This window comes from Natronobacterium texcoconense (assembly GCF_900104065.1).
Classification (GTDB): domain Archaea; phylum Halobacteriota; class Halobacteria; order Halobacteriales; family Natrialbaceae; genus Natronobacterium; species Natronobacterium texcoconense.
The window spans coordinates 294,981-316,636 of the sequence record NZ_FNLC01000001.1 but is presented as its reverse complement, the minus strand read 5'-3'; the positions used below and the strand labels follow the sequence as shown (position 1 = coordinate 316,636).

At 63.1% G+C, this 21,656-nt stretch carries 21 protein-coding genes; 14 read left to right on the top strand and 7 right to left on the bottom strand.

Translation table 11 applies throughout. The annotated features are described in order from the left end of the window. The 3 genes from BLR35_RS01640 to BLR35_RS01630 are packed head-to-tail and all read left to right on the top strand — an operon-like array spanning position 1 to position 3,538. Positions 1-1,032, top strand: coding sequence for an ABC transporter ATP-binding protein (locus BLR35_RS01640; RefSeq protein ID WP_090376383.1), 1,032 nt, complete (start codon positions 1-3; stop codon positions 1,030-1,032). Then, entirely contained in the window at positions 1,029-2,381 is a 1,353-nt protein-coding gene (locus BLR35_RS01635; RefSeq protein WP_090376380.1) for an ABC transporter ATP-binding protein, read from the top strand. The genes BLR35_RS01640 and BLR35_RS01635 overlap by 4 nt, the downstream gene beginning before the upstream one ends. Before the next feature lie 59 nt (positions 2,382-2,440). Then, the gene (locus BLR35_RS01630) at positions 2,441-3,538 is read left to right on the top strand and encodes an archaeosine biosynthesis radical SAM protein RaSEA (protein WP_090376377.1); all 1,098 of its coding nucleotides are present in this window, start codon (positions 2,441-2,443) and stop codon (positions 3,536-3,538) included. Here the strand turns inward: BLR35_RS01630 and purQ are convergent, their stop codons facing one another. From purQ to BLR35_RS01610, 4 genes are all read right to left on the bottom strand, one after another. After that, on the bottom strand, positions 3,539-4,222 hold the full coding sequence (gene purQ, locus BLR35_RS01625) for a phosphoribosylformylglycinamidine synthase I (protein ID WP_090376374.1): 684 nt from the start codon (positions 4,220-4,222) through the stop codon (positions 3,539-3,541). Between the two features lie 59 nt (positions 4,223-4,281). Next, entirely contained in the window at positions 4,282-4,533 is a 252-nt protein-coding gene (purS, locus tag BLR35_RS01620) for a phosphoribosylformylglycinamidine synthase subunit PurS (RefSeq protein ID WP_090376371.1), read from the bottom strand. A gap of 80 nt (positions 4,534-4,613) precedes the next feature. Continuing rightward, the gene (locus tag BLR35_RS01615; protein WP_090376368.1) at positions 4,614-4,985 is read right to left on the bottom strand and encodes a rhodanese-like domain-containing protein; all 372 of its coding nucleotides are present in this window, start codon (positions 4,983-4,985) and stop codon (positions 4,614-4,616) included. 55 nt (positions 4,986-5,040) lie between these two features. Further along, positions 5,041-6,258 (bottom strand): FAD/NAD(P)-binding protein, encoded by a 1,218-nt coding sequence (locus BLR35_RS01610; protein ID WP_090376365.1) that lies wholly within the window; start codon positions 6,256-6,258, stop codon positions 5,041-5,043. A gap of 166 nt (positions 6,259-6,424) precedes the next feature. On the opposite strand from BLR35_RS01610, the gene BLR35_RS01605 reads away from it, so the two are divergent. From BLR35_RS01605 to BLR35_RS01575, 9 genes are all read left to right on the top strand, one after another. Next, a complete protein-coding gene (locus tag BLR35_RS01605) occupies positions 6,425-6,865 on the top strand; it encodes an SHOCT domain-containing protein (RefSeq protein WP_090379590.1) in 441 nt (146 codons plus the stop codon). A gap of 74 nt (positions 6,866-6,939) precedes the next feature. Then, positions 6,940-7,362 (top strand): DUF5518 domain-containing protein, encoded by a 423-nt coding sequence (locus tag BLR35_RS01600; protein ID WP_090376361.1) that lies wholly within the window; start codon positions 6,940-6,942, stop codon positions 7,360-7,362. Positions 7,363-7,623: 261 nt separating this feature from the next. Then, on the top strand, positions 7,624-9,009 hold the full coding sequence (locus tag BLR35_RS01595) for a GTP-binding protein (protein WP_090376357.1): 1,386 nt from the start codon (positions 7,624-7,626) through the stop codon (positions 9,007-9,009). 1 nt (position 9,010) lies between these two features. After that, positions 9,011-9,262 carry a DUF7511 domain-containing protein gene (locus BLR35_RS01590; RefSeq protein ID WP_244510169.1) on the top strand — a complete coding sequence of 84 codons (252 nt, stop codon included), beginning with the start codon at positions 9,011-9,013 and terminating at the stop codon, positions 9,260-9,262. Positions 9,263-9,279: 17 nt separating this feature from the next. Beyond that, the gene (locus BLR35_RS01585; RefSeq protein WP_090376354.1) at positions 9,280-9,537 is read left to right on the top strand and encodes a hypothetical protein; all 258 of its coding nucleotides are present in this window, start codon (positions 9,280-9,282) and stop codon (positions 9,535-9,537) included. Between the two features lie 149 nt (positions 9,538-9,686). Beyond that, a complete protein-coding gene (locus tag BLR35_RS20155) occupies positions 9,687-9,839 on the top strand; it encodes a C2H2-type zinc finger protein (protein ID WP_139169221.1) in 153 nt (50 codons plus the stop codon). Between the two features lie 228 nt (positions 9,840-10,067). Beyond that, entirely contained in the window at positions 10,068-11,015 is a 948-nt protein-coding gene (locus BLR35_RS01580) for a formyltetrahydrofolate deformylase (protein WP_090376349.1), read from the top strand. Between the two features lie 114 nt (positions 11,016-11,129). Then, entirely contained in the window at positions 11,130-11,303 is a 174-nt protein-coding gene (locus tag BLR35_RS20490; RefSeq protein WP_170830941.1) for a DUF7556 family protein, read from the top strand. 167 nt (positions 11,304-11,470) lie between these two features. Beyond that, on the top strand, positions 11,471-12,778 hold the full coding sequence (locus tag BLR35_RS01575) for an acetamidase/formamidase family protein (protein WP_090376344.1): 1,308 nt from the start codon (positions 11,471-11,473) through the stop codon (positions 12,776-12,778). Between the two features lie 7 nt (positions 12,779-12,785). Here the strand turns inward: BLR35_RS01575 and BLR35_RS01570 are convergent, their stop codons facing one another. After that, positions 12,786-12,998 carry a hypothetical protein gene (locus BLR35_RS01570; RefSeq protein ID WP_090376341.1) on the bottom strand — a complete coding sequence of 71 codons (213 nt, stop codon included), beginning with the start codon at positions 12,996-12,998 and terminating at the stop codon, positions 12,786-12,788. 112 nt (positions 12,999-13,110) lie between these two features. Beyond that, entirely contained in the window at positions 13,111-14,136 is a 1,026-nt protein-coding gene (locus BLR35_RS01565) for a phosphoribosylaminoimidazolesuccinocarboxamide synthase (RefSeq protein WP_090379583.1), read from the bottom strand. Positions 14,137-14,569: 433 nt separating this feature from the next. Here BLR35_RS01565 and BLR35_RS01560 point away from each other — a divergent pair, with 433 nt between their 5' ends. Then, positions 14,570-17,038, top strand: coding sequence for a methyl-accepting chemotaxis protein (locus BLR35_RS01560; RefSeq protein WP_090379581.1), 2,469 nt, complete (start codon positions 14,570-14,572; stop codon positions 17,036-17,038). Positions 17,039-17,149: 111 nt separating this feature from the next. Here BLR35_RS01560 and BLR35_RS01555 read toward each other — a convergent pair whose 3' ends face one another. Beyond that, complete coding sequence (locus BLR35_RS01555; protein WP_090376338.1) at positions 17,150-18,415, bottom strand: MFS transporter; 1,266 nt, start codon at positions 18,413-18,415, stop codon at positions 17,150-17,152. 226 nt (positions 18,416-18,641) lie between these two features. On the opposite strand from BLR35_RS01555, the gene BLR35_RS01550 reads away from it, so the two are divergent. After that, positions 18,642-21,620 (top strand): methyl-accepting chemotaxis protein, encoded by a 2,979-nt coding sequence (locus BLR35_RS01550; protein ID WP_090376335.1) that lies wholly within the window; start codon positions 18,642-18,644, stop codon positions 21,618-21,620. Positions 21,621-21,656: the final 36 nt, after the last annotated feature.

The following is a 21,656-nucleotide window of genomic DNA, read 5'->3' as shown; positions in this document are numbered from 1 at the left end:
ATGACTGACGAACCACTACTCTCGATCCGAAACCTGCAGACCCACTTTCACACCGACGACGGCGTAGTCAGGGCGGTCGACGGCGTCAGTTTCGACGTCGACCGCGGCGAAACCGTCTGTATCGTCGGCGAAAGTGGCTCTGGAAAGTCCGTAACGAGCGAATCGATCACGCAACTGATCCCCATGCCGCCGGGAGAGATCGCCGGCGGGGAGGTGTACTTCGACGGACAAGACGTTACCGCGCTCTCCGAGGACGAACTACGGGAGCTACGTGGCGGTCGAATCGGCCACGTGTTCCAGAACCCGCAGGGGGCGCTCAACCCGGTCTACACCGTCGGCTACCAGATCCGGGAGGCGATCGACGCCCACCACGACGTCTCGAAATCCGAGGCCCGTCAGCGAGCGATCACGCTGCTCGAGGACGTCGGCATTCCGGAGGCGGCCACGCGCATCGACGACTACCCACACGAGTTCTCCGGTGGGATGAAACAGCGAGTCGTGATCGCGATCGCACTGGCCTGTGAGCCAGATCTGTTGATCGCGGACGAACCGACGACCGCACTGGACGTGACGATCGAGGCCCAGATACTCGATCTCCTGCGGGACCTCCAGGACGAGTACGACATGAGCATCGTCTTCATCACGCACGACCTCGGCGTCGTCGCCGAAATCGCCGACCGCGTCGTCGTGATGTACGCCGGCAAAGTGATGGAAAGCGGAGCCATCGAAGACGTCTTCGAGAACCCCGCACACCCCTACACGGAGGCACTGCTCGAGTGTCTCCCGGGAGAATCGGCCCTCGAGCCGATCCCCGGCAGCCTGCCGAATGCGACCGATCCACCGGATGGCTGCCGGTTTTACGACCGATGCGAGTACGCTACCGAGGAGTGTCACGTCGGCGACCAGCCGCCGCTGACGGATATCGGTGACGACCATCAGGTATCGTGTGTTCACTGGCTCGACGGGAACGGTGGGCTTCCCGAACCGACGGACGCGTACGAAACGACCAGCGCCACCGGAGGTGGACGATGAGTACCGGACGACCGCTGCTCGAGGTCGACGACCTGAAAAAGCACTTCTCGATGACCCGTGGCGTCCTGAAAGACGAGATCGGTCGCGTGAAGGCCGTCGACGGAATCTCGTTCGAAATAGCGGAAGGCGAGACGTTCGGCATCGTCGGCGAGTCGGGCTGTGGCAAATCGACGGCAGCCCGGACGATCCTCCGTCTCGAGGAGCCGACGGCCGGAAGCGTCCGGTTCGACGGTCAGGACGTCACCGAGTACGACCGGACGGAGCTGAAACGGTTCCGTCGGGACGCCCAGATGATCTTCCAGGATCCCGACTCGAGTTTCGATCCGCGGATGAGCGTCGGCGAGTCGCTGGCCGAACCGTTGATCGTCCACGGGATGGCCGACCGGGAACTCCGCCGAGAAATCATCGAAAAACTGCTCGTCCGTGTCGGGCTGGAGGCAGACGACATCGATCGGTATCCTCACGAGTTCTCCGGCGGCCAGAAACAGCGGATCGGCCTCGCCCGGGCGCTCGTGTTGAACCCGCGGTTGCTCGTCGCCGACGAACCGGTCAGCGCACTCGACGTCTCGGTTCAGGCCGAGATCCTCCAGTTGATGGAGGACCTGCAAGACGAGTTCGGCCTGAGCATCCTGCTGATCAGCCACAACCTGGGGGTCGTTCGCCACATCTGCGATCGGGTGGGCGTCATGTACCTCGGGGAGTTCGTCGAAGTCGGGCCGACGAAAGAGCTGTTCTCGGATCCGAAACACCCCTACACGCGGGCGCTGATCTCGGCGATTCCGTCGACCGACCTCTCGGACCGCGGCGAACGAGTGCGACTGAAAGGGGACGTTCCCGATCCGTCGAACCCGCCTCGAGGCTGTCGGTTCCACACTCGGTGTCCCGAGGTCGTGCCGCCCGAGGAGTACGACGTAGCGCAACGCACCTGGCGGGCGCTGCTCGATTTCAAGCAGCGGGTCGAAGAGGGGATGGACCTCGAGGAAGTGTACGACCTGGTCCATCCGGAGGAACCGCTCGAGGATCGGACCGTCCCCGACCGACTCCCCGCAGACGAGGTCGACGCCGCGCTCCGCTCGGAGTACGAACTCACGGATGGGATCGGCGACCCCGACGCCGAAGCGACCTTCGAGCGCGCCGTCGAACTGCTCGCGTCGGGCGATCTCGAGTCGGCACGCGACGTCCTCGAGTCGGAGTTTACGACGGTCTGCCAGCGGGCGACGCCGGACCTTCAGGCGGTCGCCACCGACCACCGGACGGCCTGTCACCTGGTCGACGAGCACGCGACCGTCGACTGGACGGGTAGTTCGGACGAAACGGGACGCGAGCGGCTGGACCGGCCGGCCGAGTGATCGGCCTGCGGCCGGCACAGACGAAGGCGCTTTAGGCGTTCGGGCCCCTTGCCTCGATAATGAGTCAACCCACGCCCGAGGTCTACGAGCAGGGCAAGGGCATGGACGCCCACAATCAGGTGATGCGCGAGATCCGATCGCGCAAGGAAGCCAGCTACGACCCGCACGAGCCGACCCGCGTCTGGCTCGACGAGGACAACACGCCCGACGGCGTCAAGGAGAGCCTGACGATCATCCTCAACACGGGCGGCTGTCGCTGGGCGCGTGCCGGCGGCTGTACGATGTGTGGCTACGTCGCCGAGAGCGTCGACGGCGGCAGCGTCTCCCACGAGGCCCTGATGGACCAGATCGACGTCTGCCTCGAGCACGAGGCCGAAAACGCCGACGACACCGCCGACCTCATCAAGATCTACACCTCCGGGTCCTTCCTCGACGAGCGGGAGGTCGGTGCCGAAACCCGCAAAGCGATCGCGGAGACGTTCGCCGACCGCGAACGCATGGTCGTCGAATCGCTGCCGGACTTCGTCGACCGAGAGAAAATTGCTGATTTCACCCAGTACGGCGTCGACACCGACGTCGCGATCGGCCTCGAGACCGCGACCGACCGCGTGCGTCACGACTGCGTGAACAAGTACTTCGACTTCGCCGACTTCGAGGACGCCTGCGCGGAGGCTGCGGCAGCAGACGCAGCAGCCGACGACGCCGAAGCCGGTATCAAGGCCTACCTGCTGATGAAGCCACCCTTCCTCACCGAGTCCGAGGCCGTCGAGGACATGATCGCCTCGATCGAACGCTGTGCCGACGTCGACGGCTGTCACACCGTCTCGATGAACCCCTGTAACGTTCAGCGGTACACCATGGTCGACGAACTCTACTTCAACGACGGTTACCGCCCGCCGTGGCTGTGGTCGGTCGCGCACGTGCTCGAGGAGACCGCCGACGTCGACGCTATCGTCGTCTCCGACCCCGTCGGCCACGGCTCCGACCGTGGGCCACACAACTGCACGGAGTGTGACGATCTCGTCCAGAAGGCGATCAAGGACTTCGACCTGCGACAGGATCCGTCGGTCTTCGAGCAGGTCTCCTGTGAGTGCGAACTGACCTGGGAGACGGTGATGGAGCGAGAACGAGGTTTCAACGGGCCGCTGACGCGGTAACTACGCGCTCTTCTCGAACCCTTCGAGGATCCCCTGGCCGTCCGTCGGGCCGACGTCGGGCAGCGTCGCGCGCTCGGGGTGGGGCATCAACACGGCGACGGTCTCTCGGTCACCGAGGACACCAGCGACGTTGTGTTTCGAGCCGTTGGGATTGACCTCGGGCCCCGTCTCGCCGTTCTCGTCGCAGTACCGGAAGAGGACGCGGTCGTCGTCCTCGAGTTCCGCGAGACGGTCGTCGTCGACCTCGTAGCGACCCTCGCCGTGGGCGATGGGGACCTCGATGACCTCGCCTTCGTCGTAGGCTTCGGTCCAGGGCGTATCGTCGCGTTCGACCCGCAGGTAGACGTGTTCACACTGGAAGCGGGCGCTCTCGTTTGTCGTAAACGCGCCCTCGGTGAGGCCGGACTCGCAGCCGATCTGTGCGCCGTTACAGACACCCAGCACGGGAACGCCCTCGTCTGCGGCTTCGCGGACCTCCGCCATAATCGGCGAGCGGGCCGCCATCGCTCCCGCACGGAGGTAGTCGCCGTAGGAGAACCCGCCGGGCAGGACGATGCCCGTGGTGTTCTCCGGGAGGCCGTCCTCGTGCCAGACGATCTCGGCGTCGATGCCGAGGTGCTCGAGTGCGCGTTCGGCGTCGCGGTCGCAGTTCGAGCCGCCGAATCTGACGATCGAAACCGTCACAGTCGCCACCCCCTGGTGGTGCGACCGACGGTTTCGATCGTGGTGTGTGCTACGGTCATCTACCGTTCGTCGACCTCCACGTCGTAATCGTGGATGGTCGGGTTCGCCAGCAGCCGTTCGGCCATCTCGTCCGCTCGCTCGCGCGCGTCGTCGGCGGAGTCGGCCTCGAGGTCGACCTCGAACCGATCCGCGGAACGCAGGTCCTCGAGTTCGAAGCCCAGTCGCTCTAAGGCCTGCTTGGTCGTCTCGGCCTCGGGATCCAGGACGCCGTGTTTGAGTCGAACCGTCACCGTCGCGGTGTACGCGGTCATTACCTGTTACCCCGTAACCGTGCTCAAAAACGCTTTCGACTCGAGAGCGTAATACACGATCGTGAATACAGCGAGGTCGATTACGGCAACAGAGCGGACAGCGCCGAACGAAGTCGGTACCCAATCGACCCGTTCTGGTACCCGTTCCACCGACGCATCCCGCCCGCGAGCGTGACCGCGTCGTATCCCTCGTCCTCGAGGACAGCCGTCGCTTTCCGGGCAACGATACCGGCCTTACAGACCGTGACGACGGTCTTGTCGTCGGGAGCCCTCGAGATCTCCTCGCGAAGTTCGGTCTCGTCCCCACTTCGGAGGTCGTGATAGACGGGAACGTTCCGGCTCCCGTCGATGCGGTCGCGCTGGTACGATTCGCGTGGCCGGATGTCGAGGACGTATGGCGAGTTCTGCTCCTCGAGTCGGTCCTCGAGTTCCGGTGGACGTATCTTGCTCATTGAATCCAATACTGCACACGAGTACAAAACGGTCCGGTTTCGCGTCGATCGGAAGTCAGTCGGCGGAAACGACCTCCGGGGGATCGCCCGTAATCGACTCGGTGAGCCGGTCTGCCGCCCGCCGCGCACCGGCGACGTTGCCAGCGAGCGGACCGACTGTTCCGGCAGCCAGCGCACCGGAGACGTGGATCGAACTCCGTTCGCCGTCGGGATGGCACCAGGCGAGCGTCCGATCGTCCAGGACGGGCATCCCACGATAGCCACGCTCGAGGTCGAGTGTCTCGGCGACGCGGTCGACGAACGGGTGATCGAAAACGGGGTCGAACCCGGTCGCGAGGGCGACTCGCGCCGCGGAGAGACAGCCGCCGTTCTCGAGGAGGAGTCGGACGTCGCCGTCGACCGTGCGAGCCGAACGGACCGCTCCGTGACGAATCGAGAGGTCGTCGTCGTCGGCAGCCGACTCGAGGCGCTCGAGCAACGTCGGCGGGATCGTGGCGTCGTTTCGCGCCTCTCGAAGCACCTCGTATCGAGCCTGCGAGCCGGGTGGATGCCGGTGGAGGTGTCTCTCGATGTGATTCCAGTTGATCCAGGGCGGCTCGGCCTCGACGACCGCCTCCTCGAGGTCGTGGCGCGACAGCAACGTGACCGACTCTCGCTCGGCCAGACAGGTCGAAAGCTGTGCGGCGGTGATCCCGCCACCGACGACGACCGTCTCGGTGGCCGGCGCGTCGGGGTCGAACTCGGAGTCCCAGACGTGTGCGATTCCGTCGACGTCTTCGGCCCACGCCGGGCGATGATAGCGGTCGCCGTGACCGATCGCGAGGACGCAGGTTCGCGTCCGGATCGTCCCCGCTTCGGCGGTTTCGAGAACGACGCTGTCCCCCGAGTCGGCTACTCGACGGATCGACTCGACGGTCGCCTGCCGGCGAAGCGACTCGAGTTCGCCCCGGTCGATCACGTAGTCGGCGTAGTCGAGAAACAGCGACAGCGACGGCCGGCGCGGATAGCCCGGCGTCGGCAGGAGGTCGTCCTCGCGGCCGCGGGCCTCGGCGAAGTCCTCGAGTCCGAACGGCTCCGTCCCGACGTGGTGGACGAACGTCGACCGGAGTTCGTCCATCTCGCAGGCAGCAGCTTTCCGCCGGAACGAGGCCAGGAGCCGATTGTGTGGGTCGACGATCAGAACCTCCTCGCGCTCGAGGTCGGTATCCTCGAGCAGCCGCTGGATCAGGTAGGTTCCGTGGATGCCGCCACCGACGATAACGCACTCGTACATCGAGCCACGATACACCACTTTATTATTTTAGTCCTTTGTTCTATTAATAGCCAATATTTGGCCCAGTAGAATTCATAATATGTCGGTCGACGACGGTCACGGTGACCAACCAGTACGGAACGAAACCGATGACAGCGTTTTTGTGTTGGTCCGCGAACATCAGTGTATGACTACCGCTCGGCCGAACGCCCGGATTTCGGTGCCGGCAGCTATCGTCATCGTCGCCGTTCTCGCGACGTTCGTCGCACTTGCGGCTATCGAGACGTCGATCGCGATCATCGTGGCGATATTCGCACTCATCTTCGGCGGCGAGATACTCGAGCAGTTGACTCCGCTACTCGAGACGGAAGTCGACGAGGAGGAAGCCAGTACGGTCGAAGACCACCAAGACGCCCTCGAGCGGCTTCGTACCCGGTACGCCGACGGCGAACTCTCGGACGCGGAGTTCGAACGACGCCTCGAGGTGTTGCTCGAGACGGAGACGGTCGACGACGTCGAGCAGTTCCTGGCGTCGTCCGCGGACACTGCCGGCGGCGACCGGGAGGCAACGGCGGCCGACGGTCGCTCGCGAGAACGCGAACGGACGTTCGATACCGACCTCGAGTAACTGTCCGACAGTGAAACGGCGTCTGGCCCCTAGTTATATAGCGCCACAAATTTCAGTTGAAATACAGTATCGTAATGAGACAGACAATCGAACCGACCTTCGAGTACGGCCGCGGGCCAGTCCTGTGGGGAGCAGCGACCGTCGTCGTACTCGGTCTCGTCGTGAACTTCGGACTGAATCGGCCGGGCTGGCTGATGCCAGCAGCGCTGGTCGGCGGTGGCGTCGCGGCCGCCAGAAGCGGCTTCTACGACCCGTCGGCGAACAACGGGGCCCTCGCAGCGACCGTTGGCACGCTTGCACTGATACCGATACTGGCGATAACGCGGACAACGGGCATGTTCGGGATCGAAAGCGTCGGTGACAGAATCTTCATCACGATCATACTCGCGCTGGGATGGCTAACGATGTTGGTCGTCATCATCGCCCCGTTCGGCTACATCGGCGGATACCTCGTCGACACCGTTCGTAGACGCGTCGGCGGACCGATCGGCTACTGAGACGGATTGCTGTACCGATTTACCGGTGCAACCGCTGTCCTGGGCGCAGTTCACCGGAAATGACTTACAGTAAACCGTATGACAGCCAGCACTCGACTTTCGGCTGTATTTTCGTTTTGCCACACTCCGAAGCCGGAATATCGGACGTTCTCACCTGCTCTCGAGCGGACTGGAGCGTCGCGAGAGGAAGCGTGCAGAGTTTAATAACTATGGCGTCTAAGATAATAACTACTATTAGATCCTGGTGTGTATTGTTAATCGATGAGCGACGACTCGATCCCCGTGACAGTGCTATCAGGAACGCTCGGTGCCGGGAAGACGACCACGCTGAACCACGTCTTGCGGGAAACCGACCGCGAACTGGCGGTCCTCGTCAACGACATGGGCGAGGTCAACGTCGACGCCGACCGCGTCGCCGAATCCTCGGACATCGCCGACGAGGACGAAGAGCTAGTCGAACTCTCGAACGGCTGTATCTGCTGTGAACTGCGTGGCGACCTGCTCGACGCCATCGGCGAACTCACAGCCTCCGAACGGGAGTTCGACGGCGTCGTCGTCGAATCGACCGGCGTCGCCGAACCGCTACCGGTCGCCCAGACGCTTACGCTCGGGTTCGACCAGTCGGATCTCGACCCCACCGAGTTCTACGAAGAGACCGGCATCGAACCGCTCGAGGGCTGTCACCTCGATACGACGGTCACCGTCGTCGACGCCCACCAGTTCGACGAGGCGATGACGTCGGAAGAGATTCTCGACGACGACGGAACGAAGAAACACCTCGGCGACCTGCTCGTCGAGCAGGTCGAGTTCTGTGACGTCCTCCTGTTGAACAAGTGCGATCTGGTCGACGAGGAGACCCTCGAAGAGATCGAATCGACGGTGTCGACGCTCCAGCCGCGAGCCGAAATCGTCAGGACGGAACACGGCCGGATCGACCCCGACGAGATCCTCGAGACCGGGCGGTTCGACTTCGAGGAGGCCCGCCAGTCCGCAGGCTGGATGCAGGAACTGCAACAGCCCCACGAGTCCGCCGAGGAGGAACACGGCGTCACCTCGTTCGTCTTCGAGGCGCGGCGGCCGTTCCACCCCGAACGCTTCGCGGACTTCCTCGACGAGTTCCCGGACGACGTCGTTCGTTCGAAGGGGCACTTCTGGATTGCGAGCGAGGACGAACAGTGTGAGGCCTCGGAAGGGCGAACGGGAGCGGCGGTATCCGAGCGAAGCGAGGATTCCGATGCGAGCGGTGAAACCGCGGGCGAGAAGCGATACGTGAGCCGCAAAGACGAGGCGATCACCCTCAACGTCGCCGGCCAGTCGGTGCGGGTCGCACCCGCCGGAACGTGGTTCGACGCGCTTCCCGCCGACGAACGAGAGCAGCAACTCGAGGAAAACCCCGAACTCGAGGAGCTGTGGCACGACCGCTGGGGCGACCGGAACGTTCGACTCGTGCTGATCGGCGTCGAGATCGACCACGACGCGCTCCGGAGCGACCTCGCGGACTGTCTGCTCACCGACGAGGAACTCGAGGAAGATTGGACGACGTACGAAGATCGGTTCCCGACGTTCGAACCGCCAGCAGAGGGTGACGACGAATCGGCCGCGGAAACGGATGCCGACGCCCAGGAAGAGATCGGACTCGCGGATTGAGGTGACCGACGACGTGACCGACCACGACACCGACGGTGAATCGGATCCTGGTACACGACCAGCCGCGTCCGAACCAGACGTGGATGGACCGGACGAACCGGACGTCTCGCCGTGTTATCAGGCCTACCTCGAGCGACACGACGACAGGCCCGACTCCTGTACGATCTACTCGGCGGTAACCGCCGAAACTCCAGAGAAGCAGTGGATCAGGGCGTGGGGCGACGCGTTCGTCTCTCGAGAAGATACCAGGTGACAGCGATCAGTACGACCATGTCGACACACTTCCAGACCGCAGTCAAATCGGCCGTCTCGCACACGCATCGACGCGACGCGATCGACCGCATGGTCGAGCGCGGCGAACGAACGAACCTTGCACTGCTCGTCCAGATGGGCGGGCTTCGCGGCGAGTTCCGGCGACGGGCGCTCGAGGGGCTTGCGAAGTGCAACGCGAGCGACGAACTCGCGGAACTCGCAGACGATACGACCGTCGATCCGTCGTTGCGGCGGCGGGCCGACGAGTTGCGGTGACCTCGGGCGGACGATCGATTATCGCGGACCGCCCGACCGTCATCGCTGGATGAATGACCGGAGACGAGCGTTTTGCCAAAGTATAGGTGTGAAGGGCGGGCGGTTCCTAGCAACCCTTTTTGAGCGGCGTGTCTTCAACTAGCATCGTTATGGGCTACAACTGCTCCACCTGTGACGAGAGCTTCCAGTCAGCCGCAGGCGTGACCCAGCACGTCGCGTTACACCACAACACCTGCGCCGTCTGCGACGAAGGATTCAATGACGTCGGATCGTTACAGAGCCACATCCACGAGAACCACTGAACCAGCGACAGTCCGCTGCCCGATCCGAGCACGGGCCGAACTTCCCTTTTCGCCGTCGACGACCCATCGGATTCAGCGCAGGCACCGGACTACGAACCGTTCTTCTCAACCCACAGCAAAGATCATCCGAATTTCGGCTCTGCGACCGCAAAAAGCAGGGTTTTTGCCTACCCAGGGATTGCAACACCTCGTAATGTTCCGACCGACGCTCGAGCGGAGGTGGCCCCGATGACGACCGACGTAACCGAAATCACGGTGATCGGAGAGGACGACACCGGACTGATCGCGCGTGTGACGAGCCTCCTGTTCGAGCGCGGGGTCAACATCGAGGACTTAGATCAGGCGGTCCGGGACGACGTCTTCCGGATGTACCTGGCCGTCGATACCAGCGAGATGGTCTGTACGGAGGCGAAACTCCGGGAGGACCTCCACGAGTTGGGCGACGACCTCGGACTCGACGTCAAGGTCCGGTTCCCGTCCGACCGCGAGAACCAGCAGATCGCCGTCCTCGTCACGAAAGAGAGCCACTGCCTCGAGGCACTGTTCGAGGCCTGGGCCAACGACGAACTCGGGGCCGACGTCGGCGTCGTGATCGGAAACCACGACGACCTGGAGCCGCTGGCCGACCACTACGACGTTCCGTTCCACGACGTCGGCGACGAGAACGGGCAGCAAGACGAGGAGCGACTGCTCGAGTTGCTCGAACGATACGACGTCGACCTCGTCGTGCTGGCTCGCTACATGCGGATCCTCAGCCCCAACGTCGTCTTTCGGTACGAGGACCGAATCATCAACGTCCATCCCTCCCTGCTACCCGCCTTCCCCGGCGCGGAAGCGTACCGTCAGGCCATCGAGGAAGGCGTCCGCGTCGCCGGCGTCACCGCTCACTACGTGACGACGGACCTCGACCAGGGACCGATCATCACCCAGCGAGCGTTCGACGTCCCCGACGACGCCGACGCCGAGGCGGTGAAACGCCGCGGACAGCCCCTCGAGGCCGACGCCTTGCTCGAAGCTGTCCGTCTCCACCTGAACGGCGACGTCTCGGTCCACCGCGGCCGGACGACAGTCCGGGAGAACGAGAGCGACTATCAGCTCGGTCTCCCCGACGAGATCGACGAGATCACTCCCGACCGACCGGTCGACGGGATCGGCGACGCGATCGCCGACGACTGAGTGTACGACCATTACATTTCGAGACAGTCGAAGGTAGGCAATTTTGATGGAATTCCACTCACTAGCTGGGTTTAACCCGAAACGTTCATAGCGATAAGGAAAGTATAATTGAACATGACGCTCAATCCAGGCACTATCGGAACGCTGCCAGTGGAGAGCGGCGACGTCGTGGCGGCGATCGACGAGATCGATGGGCAGCCACACCTCGTTATCGCCGACATCGCCCGAGACGACGCCTGGATCTCGGTATCCGAGGCGGAAGCTGCGTCGCTCCCCGAGTGGGAGTAGCCGGAGACGTCGCTCGAGTGTTCGCTAGCCGACGTTCGATACCGCTGTAGTCGGACCGACTCGGTTCACACGTTTTCTGGATCGACCGTTACGCCCTCGAACACAGGGGCCTGCAGGTAGCGTGCTACTGTACGTTTATTTTCGCCGCCGTCGTAGATTGGTATGCTATGGCACAACGTGAAATCCAGCAAGAGCTATCGGTCGACCAGTACACGCTCGGACTCGTCGGCCCGGATCAGGAGTGGGCCGGGACGGTCGCCGACGGCGGGACGATCGAGACCTACACACCGCCGGCCTGCTGGGGGCCGATGATCACGCCGGAGTTTCGCGGCGGCCACGAGGTAACGCGGCCGATCCGGGTCGAGAACGCCGAGGTCGGCGACGCGGTCGCCCTGAAGATCCGGGAGATCGAGGTCACGAGCATGGCGACGAGCACCGGGACGATGCGCGAACGCGAGGAGGCGTTCGACGACGACCCGTTCGTCGACCACCGGTGTCCCGAGTGTGGGACGGAGTGGCCCGACTCCGTCGTCGAGGGCACCGGCGAGGACGCGATCCGCTGTGCAGAGTGTGGTGCCAACGCCTCCTCCTTCGGTTTCGAGTACGGCTACACCGTCGCGTTCGACGAGGATCGGACCGTCGGACTCACGATGGACGAGTCGGGTGCACACGAACTCGCGAAAGACGCCGTGGAGGTGATGGACATCCCCGAGAACTCCCGCCAGCACCCAATCTTGCTGTACGAACCCTCGGAGATGCCCGGCACGCTCGGCCGACTGCGCCCCTTCATCGGCAACGTCGGCACGACGCCGCCGGTCGAACTCCCCGACTCGCACAACGCCGGCGACTTCGGACAGTTCCTGATCGGTGCCGACCACGACTGGGGTCTCGAGAGCGAGGACGAACTCGAAGAACGAACGGACGGCCACATGGACGTCCCCGAGGTCCGCGCCGGTGCGACCCTAATCTGTCCCGTCAAGGTCGACGGCGGCGGAGTCTACGTCGGCGACCTCCACGCCAACCAGGGCGACGGCGAACTCTCCCTGCACACGACCGACGTCAGCGGCACGGTGCGAATGGGCGTCGAAGTTATCAAAGACCTCGAGATCGACGGGCCGATCCTGCTGCCCAACGAGGAGGATCTGCCGTTCATCTCGAAGCCGTACAGTGAGGGGGAACGCGAAGCGGGCCGAGAGCTCGCGTCCCACCACGGAGTCGACCTCGAGGACGACATGGGACCGATCCAGGTAATCGGCTCCGGCGCGACGATCAACGACGCGACACAGAACGCCTTCGACCGGGCGAGCGACCTGCTGGGAATGAGCGAGGGTGAGGTCCGCTCGCGGTGTACGTTCACCGGCGGCGTCCAGATCGGACGGCTCCCGGGCGTCGTTCAACTCGATATGCTCGCACCGATGGACGTCCTCGAGGAGCGCGGAATGGCCCATCTGGTACGTGACCAGTACGGGCTCTAAAGAAGGATTAGTCGGCTTCGTTGGCTTCGGTCTCGAGCGACGGACCGCTCGCGGCACCGCCTAGCTGTTGGCTCCACTTCTCGGAGACGACCGGTGCGAGAGCCAGGAACGTCATAGCAGCGACGAAGACGGTCAGCATGATGCTGGCGACGACCGTGACGCCGACCGTCGGATCGAACGGGACGATACTCGCCGGAACCAGGGTGACGGGAACAGTCATTGCTTGCTACTGCATGTGGACTCGCTGCATATGAGGGTTACTGAATACGGCGACGAGCGACGCTGTAAGTGCGGTATGCGATGACTAGACACAGGAAAAGGGAAGTGACTCGTTACAGTCGACGAACCGCACCGATCGCACTCGAGAGCGGCGGTGCGTCGAACAGCTCTCGGCCGACGTAGGCGTTGGCTCCCGCACAGTACATGTCCCGTGCAGTCTCGAGCACCTCGTCCTCGAGTGGCTCCGGCTCCACCTCACAGCGGGACTTCCAGTCGGCGACGTCCTTGCGTTTGGCCTCGGCTTTGGCCTGTTCGACGGCCTGGACCCACTCCGGCTGGGTTCGCTTGTGGTACTGCCGGAGGACTTCCTTCGAGAGCTGGGTTCCCTCGTAGCTGAAGCGGTTCTCGTCGAACGTGCCGACGACGTCGGCGACGCGGATCTCGCCGTCGTAGTAGCAACACTCGATCTTGCCGTCCTGATGGTCGAGTCCCGCTTCCTCGGCGCGGTCGGTGACGAGTCGGTTGACCTCGCGAGCCAGCGACTCGAGGTCGGCGACGTCGGCTTTGCCGGCGATCGCGTCGGCCTCCTCGCGGTCCAGATAGCGGTCGCTCTCCTCGTACTTCGTCGAGAACTCGACGATCGGTTCGTCGAGGTCGACGACTTCGTCCGGCCAGCTATCGACGTCGAGCCCGTGGTCGTCGGGGTCGGTGCGCCGGCGGAGACTCGAGCCGATCGGGACCCGGTTCCGGAACACGATCTCGAGTGGGATCAGGTAGTTGTCGCCGGCGTCGGCGTGGTAGCTGTCGTAGTCGTACTCTCGGCCGTCGTTGGGGAGGTCGGGGACCTGCGTGAGTTCGATCGCCATCTCTCGGGGAGGTTCCGAGACGTCCTCGAGAGAGACTGGCTCGTCGCCGTCGTCGGGAACGACGCCACGGTAGTGAGTCGGGATGCCCGCCGACTCGAGGGTCTCGAAGTTGAACGCGCCCATCGTACAGAGACTTCTGCCTTTGTCGGGGATCGGGTCGGGCATCTTCCCCCAGTCGAAAACGGAGTAGTCGTCGGTAAAGACGAACGAACCGCGGCCGAGTTCGTCGGTGGTCGCAGCCGCCTCGATTCGGAACTCCTTGACACTCGTCACGGCTGCCACCTCGACAGGGGCCACTCGCTGTCGTACATATCCGAACACCCGGTGCGATTCCCCAAGAAGGTTTCAGTATCGATCGCACAGAGAGACGACTCTCGAGGCAACGGCTGGACCCGCCCGACTGAAATGGCCATATGATGGTCAGCTGTCGTGATAGCTCGGAAAACACGTATCGGCGTCGAAAGGGCCACAAGCGATTTTACAACATGAGATCAGTATTTCATAAATGTCGATACGTGATCTCCTCCCCACAAAGTATGTCCGTAAGGTGACTGATTCGGTCCCGACGGAACGCATTCGTAAGTTGAAGGGGTTGCTACCGACGAAATACGTTCGTAAAGTGGGTAGCCGGCTACCGACAGAACACGTTCGAAACCCGATCGGCGTCTCGCCGACGGAGTACGTCCGGGAATCCGACTCGTTATCGATGGAGTACGTCCGCAAGAGCTACATGCGAAAGTTTGCAGCCGTGATGCTCGTCGTTCTCCTCATTACTTCGGCTGCGGCAGTGTTTTTCTACGTCGATATTACGGGCCAGATCACGGCGAACGTCCAAAACGAGATGTCGATGAACGCCGACGCGGAAGCCGACGGCCTCTCGGACTGGGTCGAAGACTACGAGCAGATGACGACACTGGTTGCAGCGAACGAGGTCCTTACGGACGGATCGGAAGTAGAGATAGAACGGACGTTACGTGACGAACAGGAGGAGATGGACGACGCCGTTCACGCAATCCACCACGTCGATCTCACGACCGACCGGATAATCCACACGACGGATCAATCGGTCGCCGGTGACGATATCGGTGAACTGGATCTCGAACTTCACGCCCGCCTCTCCGACGACGACATTCGAGAATACGACTACACAGGCGACCTGAACGTCGATTCGACCTACACCGATACCTTCGAACACGGCGGTGACCAGCTTATCGCCTTCATGAGTCCGGTCGAGGGAACCGATCGGGAGAACGCGGTGATGGTTGTCGTCTCCGCGACCGATCTGGCCGATCAGTTCGAAGATACGATCGAAGGAAGTTACACGCAGGTCGTCGACGCCGACGACGGCGAAGTGATGATTGCCGATGAGCCAGACGAAGTCCTGTCTACCTACCAGACCGGGGCGGACGGCGAAGTCGTCCACGCCGCACGCGTCATGGGAACCGACGCAGTCGACGCGACGGAGTACGACGACACCGACGAGGTCGTCGGCTATGCGTACGTTCCGGGCACCGACTGGGTACTCGTCACCCACGCGCCACAGGACACCGCGTACGAACTCGCCGACGACGTCGCTACCTCGCTGATCGTCCTGATCACCATCGCTCTCGCCGGCTTCGTCGCCATCGGCGCAACGATCGGGCGCTCGACCGCAAACGCCATAGACGACCTCGCCGAGGACGCTCGCTCCCTCTCGGCCGGCGATACCGACATCGAAATCTCTGACGACGACCGTATCGACGAGGTCGGCCAGGTCAGACGCTCCTTCGAGGGCATCCGCGAATACCTCGAGACGGCGGCAGATCAGGCCGACGCGATCGCTGGCCAGGAGTTCGACTCGGCAATTCTCGAGGAGGAGGTCCCCGGAAAGCTCGGCGACTCGCTCGAGACGATGCACCACGACCTCGAGCAGTCTATCGAGAACCTCGAGGAATCCAAAGCCGAAGCCGAGGTTGCACAGGAAGAGGCCGCCGAAGCACGGCAGGAAGCCGAACAACTCGCCGATCGACTCGAGCGGAAGGCAGCCGAGTTCGCCGACGTCATGGCCGATGCTTCCGAGGGAGATTTCACCCAGCGACTCGACGAGGACGTCGACAACGAGGCGCTCTCGGAGATTGCAGCGGCGTTCAACGCAATGCTCGAGGATCTCGAACGGACGGTCGTCGACATCCAGGAACTGGCAAGTGACGTCGACGACATCAGTTCGGACGTTACCCACCGCGTTCAGGAGATCGAACGCGCAAGCGACGAGGTGAGCCACTCGACCGAGGAGATCGCGACGGCGACCGCCGACCAGAGCGACCGGTTCCAGGAGGTCTACGGCGAGATGAACGACCTCTCGGCGACCATCGAGGAGATCGCTTCGACCGCCGACGACGTCGCAAACGTTTCGGAAGAGGCTGCCGGGAGAGCCGACATCGCGGGCGATGCGGCCAGCGCGATTCGTACCCAGATGAACGCCCTCGAGAACCAGGCCGACGCGATCACTGACCAGGTCGAACGGCTGGACGACGAGATGGACGAAATTAGCGAGATCGTCGATCTGATCGACGACATCGCCGGTCAGACGAACCTGCTGGCGCTGAACGCTTCGATCGAGGCGGCTGCGGCCGGCGAGGAGGGTGATGGCTTCGCCGTCGTCGCGGACGAGGTCAAGTCCCTCGCCGAGGAGACCGGTGATGCGACTCAGGAGGTCGACGAACTGATCACGGAAGTGCAGGCGTCGGTCGACGAGACGGTCGACGAGATCGAGCAGATGCGCGAGCGCGTCGACGAGGGAAGCGAAGTGATCGGCGAAGGGATCGAGGCCATCGACGAGATCGCAGCACAGGTCGAGACGGCAAACGAGAGCATCCAGTCGATCAACGACGCGACTGACGACCAGGCTCGGGCGAGCGAACGCGTCGTCAACATGGTCGACGAGGCGACCACCATCAGCGAAGACACCAAAGACGAGACCGAGACCGTCGCGGCCGCCGTCGAGGAACAGACCGCCACCATCTCCGAAGTCGCCTCCGGTGCGAACTCGCTGACCGAGCGAGCCGACGACCTCCGGGACTCGCTCGACGAGTTCGAGGTCGACGCCGAGACCGTAGACGACGACTCCGCCTCGGACGAATCCGACATCGTCCTCAGACACGACGAAACCGATATCGAAACCGCGAACGACGAGTAACGAAAAAACGGTTCGAGCGAATCAAATCGGAGCCACGACTTCTCTTCTCGGGGCGTTCCGTGACGTAGCTGTGTATCGTACGCTACAGTTTCGGACGATCGTATGCGAGAGCTATCCAGCGTTCGTCCGTGGCAACTCGAGCAGGCGAACGGCGACGACGATCGATGCCGCGACGACGAGGAAACCGCCGGCGACGAGCAAGGCGGCGACAACGGAGCGTGCGTCGATGATCGCACCGATCAGGACCGGACTGATCACCGCACCGAGCGAGAGCCCGGTGAAGAAGAAACCGAAGCTCTTTCCGGTCGATCCCGCAGCGGCAAACGAGTTCGCGAGTTTGTCCCGAGCGGGAAGCGCCAGACCGGTCGCCAGTCCGACCACGCCGAAGATCGACGCTGCGAGGACGAATCCAGCGTCGGATGCCATACCGACGGCAAACCAGACGCCGACGGCCGCGACGGTGAAGGAAGCGACGATGACGGGCTGGAACGGGACGCGGTCCGCGAGCGGGCCGCCAGCGACGACGCCGACCGCCGTCCCGACGAGGTAGGCGGTCAATACGTTGTTGGCCGTCGACTCGGCGAACTCGAGCGATTCGACCGCGAACACGGTCGTGAACGACTGGAAGGCGACGATGGCCATCATCGAGACGAGGTAAAACGAGAAGACGACGAGCAGTTCCGACCGGAACAGCCCCAGGAGATCGGTGACCGTCTTCTTGACGTCGGCGGCCGCCCCGGAGACGGCGACGCCAGCGTCCGGGCTCGAGTCGCGAATCTGTCGTCGATAGACCGACTCGGTCGTTAGGAGGACGATAGCCGCGTAGACGAAGCCGAGCGAACCGACCACGAGTAGGGCGGCCTGCCAGCCGACTCGAACGCCGATCGTTCCCGTTACGATCGGTGCGGCGGCGAAACCGGCGAAGCCGCCGAACGTGTGCAGGCCGAACGCCGATCCCTGATTGGTCGAATCCGTCACGCTCTCGAGCAGCGCGTAGTCGGCGGGGTGAAAGACCGACTGGCCGATCCCGGAGACGAACGCGAGCGCGAGCAACGTCCAGTAGGAGGTCGCCAGCCCGGACAGTGAGACTCCGAGCGAGGTGACGACGAGTCCGGCGGCGAGGATGCGTTTCGCCCCGATCCGATCGACGAGTTCCCCGAGCGGGAGCTGCAAGACGAGCGTCGGCAGGTAGATTGCGGTCACGAGCAACCCGAGCTGGGTCGTCGTGAGATCGAACTCGGCACCGATCAGCGGGAAAAGCGGCGGATACGCGAGTAAATAGACGTGAGACAGGAAGTGTGCGCCGGAGACGATGCCGACGACGTAAGCCGTATCGCCACGACTGAGACGGATCGAGCTACGAGTCAAGCCATCCATGAGTGTGTGTAGCACTCCCTATTCGGTTCCGTCGGGAATTGATCCTTTCGGCAAGCCGGCGAATGCCTCGGCCGACGCCGACACTCGAGTTCACAGATCGATGCCCTCGATCGGATTCGGTGCCGATTAAGTGGCAAATAATGCGATAAATACGACGACCGTTCACACTAGTTGTCGACCAGTTGGGCCACAAGCACTTTCACGCACTAGGTATCTGTTTATAGAAATGACATTCCGGTCGGGGAAGGTGTTACCTACTCGCATTCGGCGGAGCTACGTCGCCAAGTTCGGGCTAGTTATCGGGATTACGCTGGTCATCACCGTCGCAACCGCCCTGTTTTTCTACGTCGGAATCACGGGCGAAGTCAGTGCGAACGCCCAGAACGAGATGGCGTTCGCGACGGACGACCGGGCGGACGAACTCAGTGACTGGATTCAGACGAACGAACAGGTAGCGGCGACGGTTTCGGCCAGTAACGAACTGATCGAGGGCGACGACGAAGAGATTCAGTCGAGACTGGACGAAGAGGACGGGGAGTTCAACGCGTATCACGGGGTCCACTACTTCGATATGGACTCCAACCAGATTATGTACAGTACGACCGACGACGCCGTCGGAAAAGATATCTCGGCGTTCGATATGGAGTACCACAGTGATAGCGAGATCGGTGGCAACCGGATCTCGTACACGTACGACGGACACATGAGCGTCGATTCGACGTTTACGAATACGTTCGAGTTCGGCAGCGGCGACGACGCCGAAGAGGTCGTCGCACTCATAAGTACCGTCGACGACGAGGACGTCTCCGGTGGCGTGATGATCACGGTCACCGCGACCGACCTCGCGGATACGTTCGACGAACCAATCGAAGGGGCAGAGACCGAAATCGTCCACATCGAAACCGGCGAGATCATGGCGACCCACGACGAGACGCAGGTACTGACGGAGTACCGTGACGGCGTCGACAGCGAAGTGCTCGAGGCCAGAGAAGACGCCTCGGACGACGCCGGCGCACTCGATTACAGCGACACGGACGAAGTCGTCGCCTGGGCCAACGTCCCGCACACGAACTGGATACTCGTCTCGCATGCACCCCAGGACGACGTATACGAACTCGCCGACGACGTCGCGGTCGCGTTGATCTTGCTTGGCGGTATCGCGGTCGGTAGTCTGCTGTTCGTCGGCGCGACGATTGGGCGCTCGACGGCCAACGCGCTCGACGACCTCGCCGACAACGCGGCCACCCTCTCGAACGGCTCGACGAACGTCGAGATTCCCGACGACGATCGAATCGACGAGGTCGGACAGGTTCGAGACTCGTTCGCCGACATCCAGGCGTACCTCGAGACGGCGGCAGATCAGGCCGATGCGATCGCGGAACAGGAGTTCGACTCGTCCGTCCTCGAGGAGGACGTTCCCGGAAAACTCGGCGATTCGCTCGAGACGATGCACCGCGACCTCGAGCGGTCCATCGAGGACTTAGAGCAGTCCAAGGCAGATGCCGAAACCGCTCAGGAGGAGGCGGCCGAGGCACGCCGTGAAGCCGAACAACTCGCCGACCGACTCGAGCGAAAGGCAGCGGAGTTTGCCGGCGTCATGTCCCAGGCTGCCGAGGGTGACTTCACCCAGCGGCTGGACGAAGACGTCGACAACGAGGCACTCTCGGAGATTGCAGCGGCGTTCAACGCAATGCTCGAGGACCTCGAACGGACGATCGTCGACATCCAGCAACTGGCGGAGGACGTCGACGGGATCAGTGCGGACGTCACCCACCGCGTCCAAGAGATCGAACGCGCGGGCGACGAAGTGAGCCACTCGACCGAGGAGATCGCGACGGCGACGGCCAACCAGAGCGACCGGTTCCAGGAGGTCTACAGCGAGATGAACGACCTCTCGGCGACCGTCGAGGAGATCGCCTCGACCGCCGACGACGTCGCGGCGGTTTCGGGCGAAGCCGCGGACCGCGCGGACGTTGCAGGGGATGCGGCCAGTGCGATCCGCACCCAGATGAACGCCCTCGAGCGCCAGGCCGACGAGATCACGGACCAGATCCAGCGGTTAGACGACGAGATGGGCGAGATCAGCGACGTCGTCGACCTCATCGACGACATCGCCGGTCAGACGAACCTGCTGGCACTGAACGCCTCGATCGAGGCGGCTGCGGCCGGTGGAGACGGAAGCGGGTTCGCCGTCGTCGCCGACGAGGTGAAGTCACTCGCCGAGGAGACGGCCGACGCGACCCAGGAGGTCGACGAACTGATCACGGAAGTCCAGTCGTCGGTCGACGAGACGGTCGACGAGATCGAGCAGATGCGCGAGCGCGTCGACGAGGGAAGCGAAGTGATCGGCGAAGGGATCGAGGCCATCGACGAGATCGCAGCACAGGTCGAGACGGCAAACGAGAGCATCCAGTCGATCAACGACGCGACTGACGACCAGGCTCGGGCGAGCGAACGCGTCGTCAACATGGTCGACGAAGCGACCACCATCAGCGAAGACACCAAAGACGAGACCGAAACCGTCGCGGCCGCCGTCGAGGAACAGACCGCCACCATCTCAGAAGTCGCCTCCGGCGCGAACTCGCTGACCGAGCGGGCCGACGACCTCCGGGACTCGCTCGACGAGTTCGAGGTCGACGCCGAGGACGTAGACACCGACTCCGATCCGGAGGAGGCCGGGATCGTGCTCAGACACGACGAGACCGATATCGACGGCAACGATGGCGAGACGACCGACGAAGAAGCCGACGTCGAGACACTCGACGACGAGGCCTACATCGAGACGTCGACCGAGGAGGATATCCCAGAGACGGCGACCGACGAAACCGGCCTCGAGCCGTCGAACGAAGGCGGAGACGACGAACACACCGACGTCGAAATCGATTCCGAGGGGGGCGAGGAAGAGGACCTCGAGGACGCTGGCGCTGAGGCGGCCGGCGGTGATGCCGGCCTCGAGACCCGCGACGACGAGAACGACACCAAGACAGTCGACGATGACGGGGGCGATTCCGAGACGGTCGATGGTGAGGCATCCGACGGTGACGAAACTGCCGACGAGACACCCGAAGACGACAGCGATGATAGCGGGACGACAGCCGATGAGACGGCTGACGGCGACGAAACAGCCCTCGAGACGGCTGACGAAGCGATCGACCGAGAAACAGCCGAGGACCAGACGACTACCGAAACGAGCGACGACGAGTAACGGTCGATAGCAGGTTCGGGAATCCATCACGCTTTT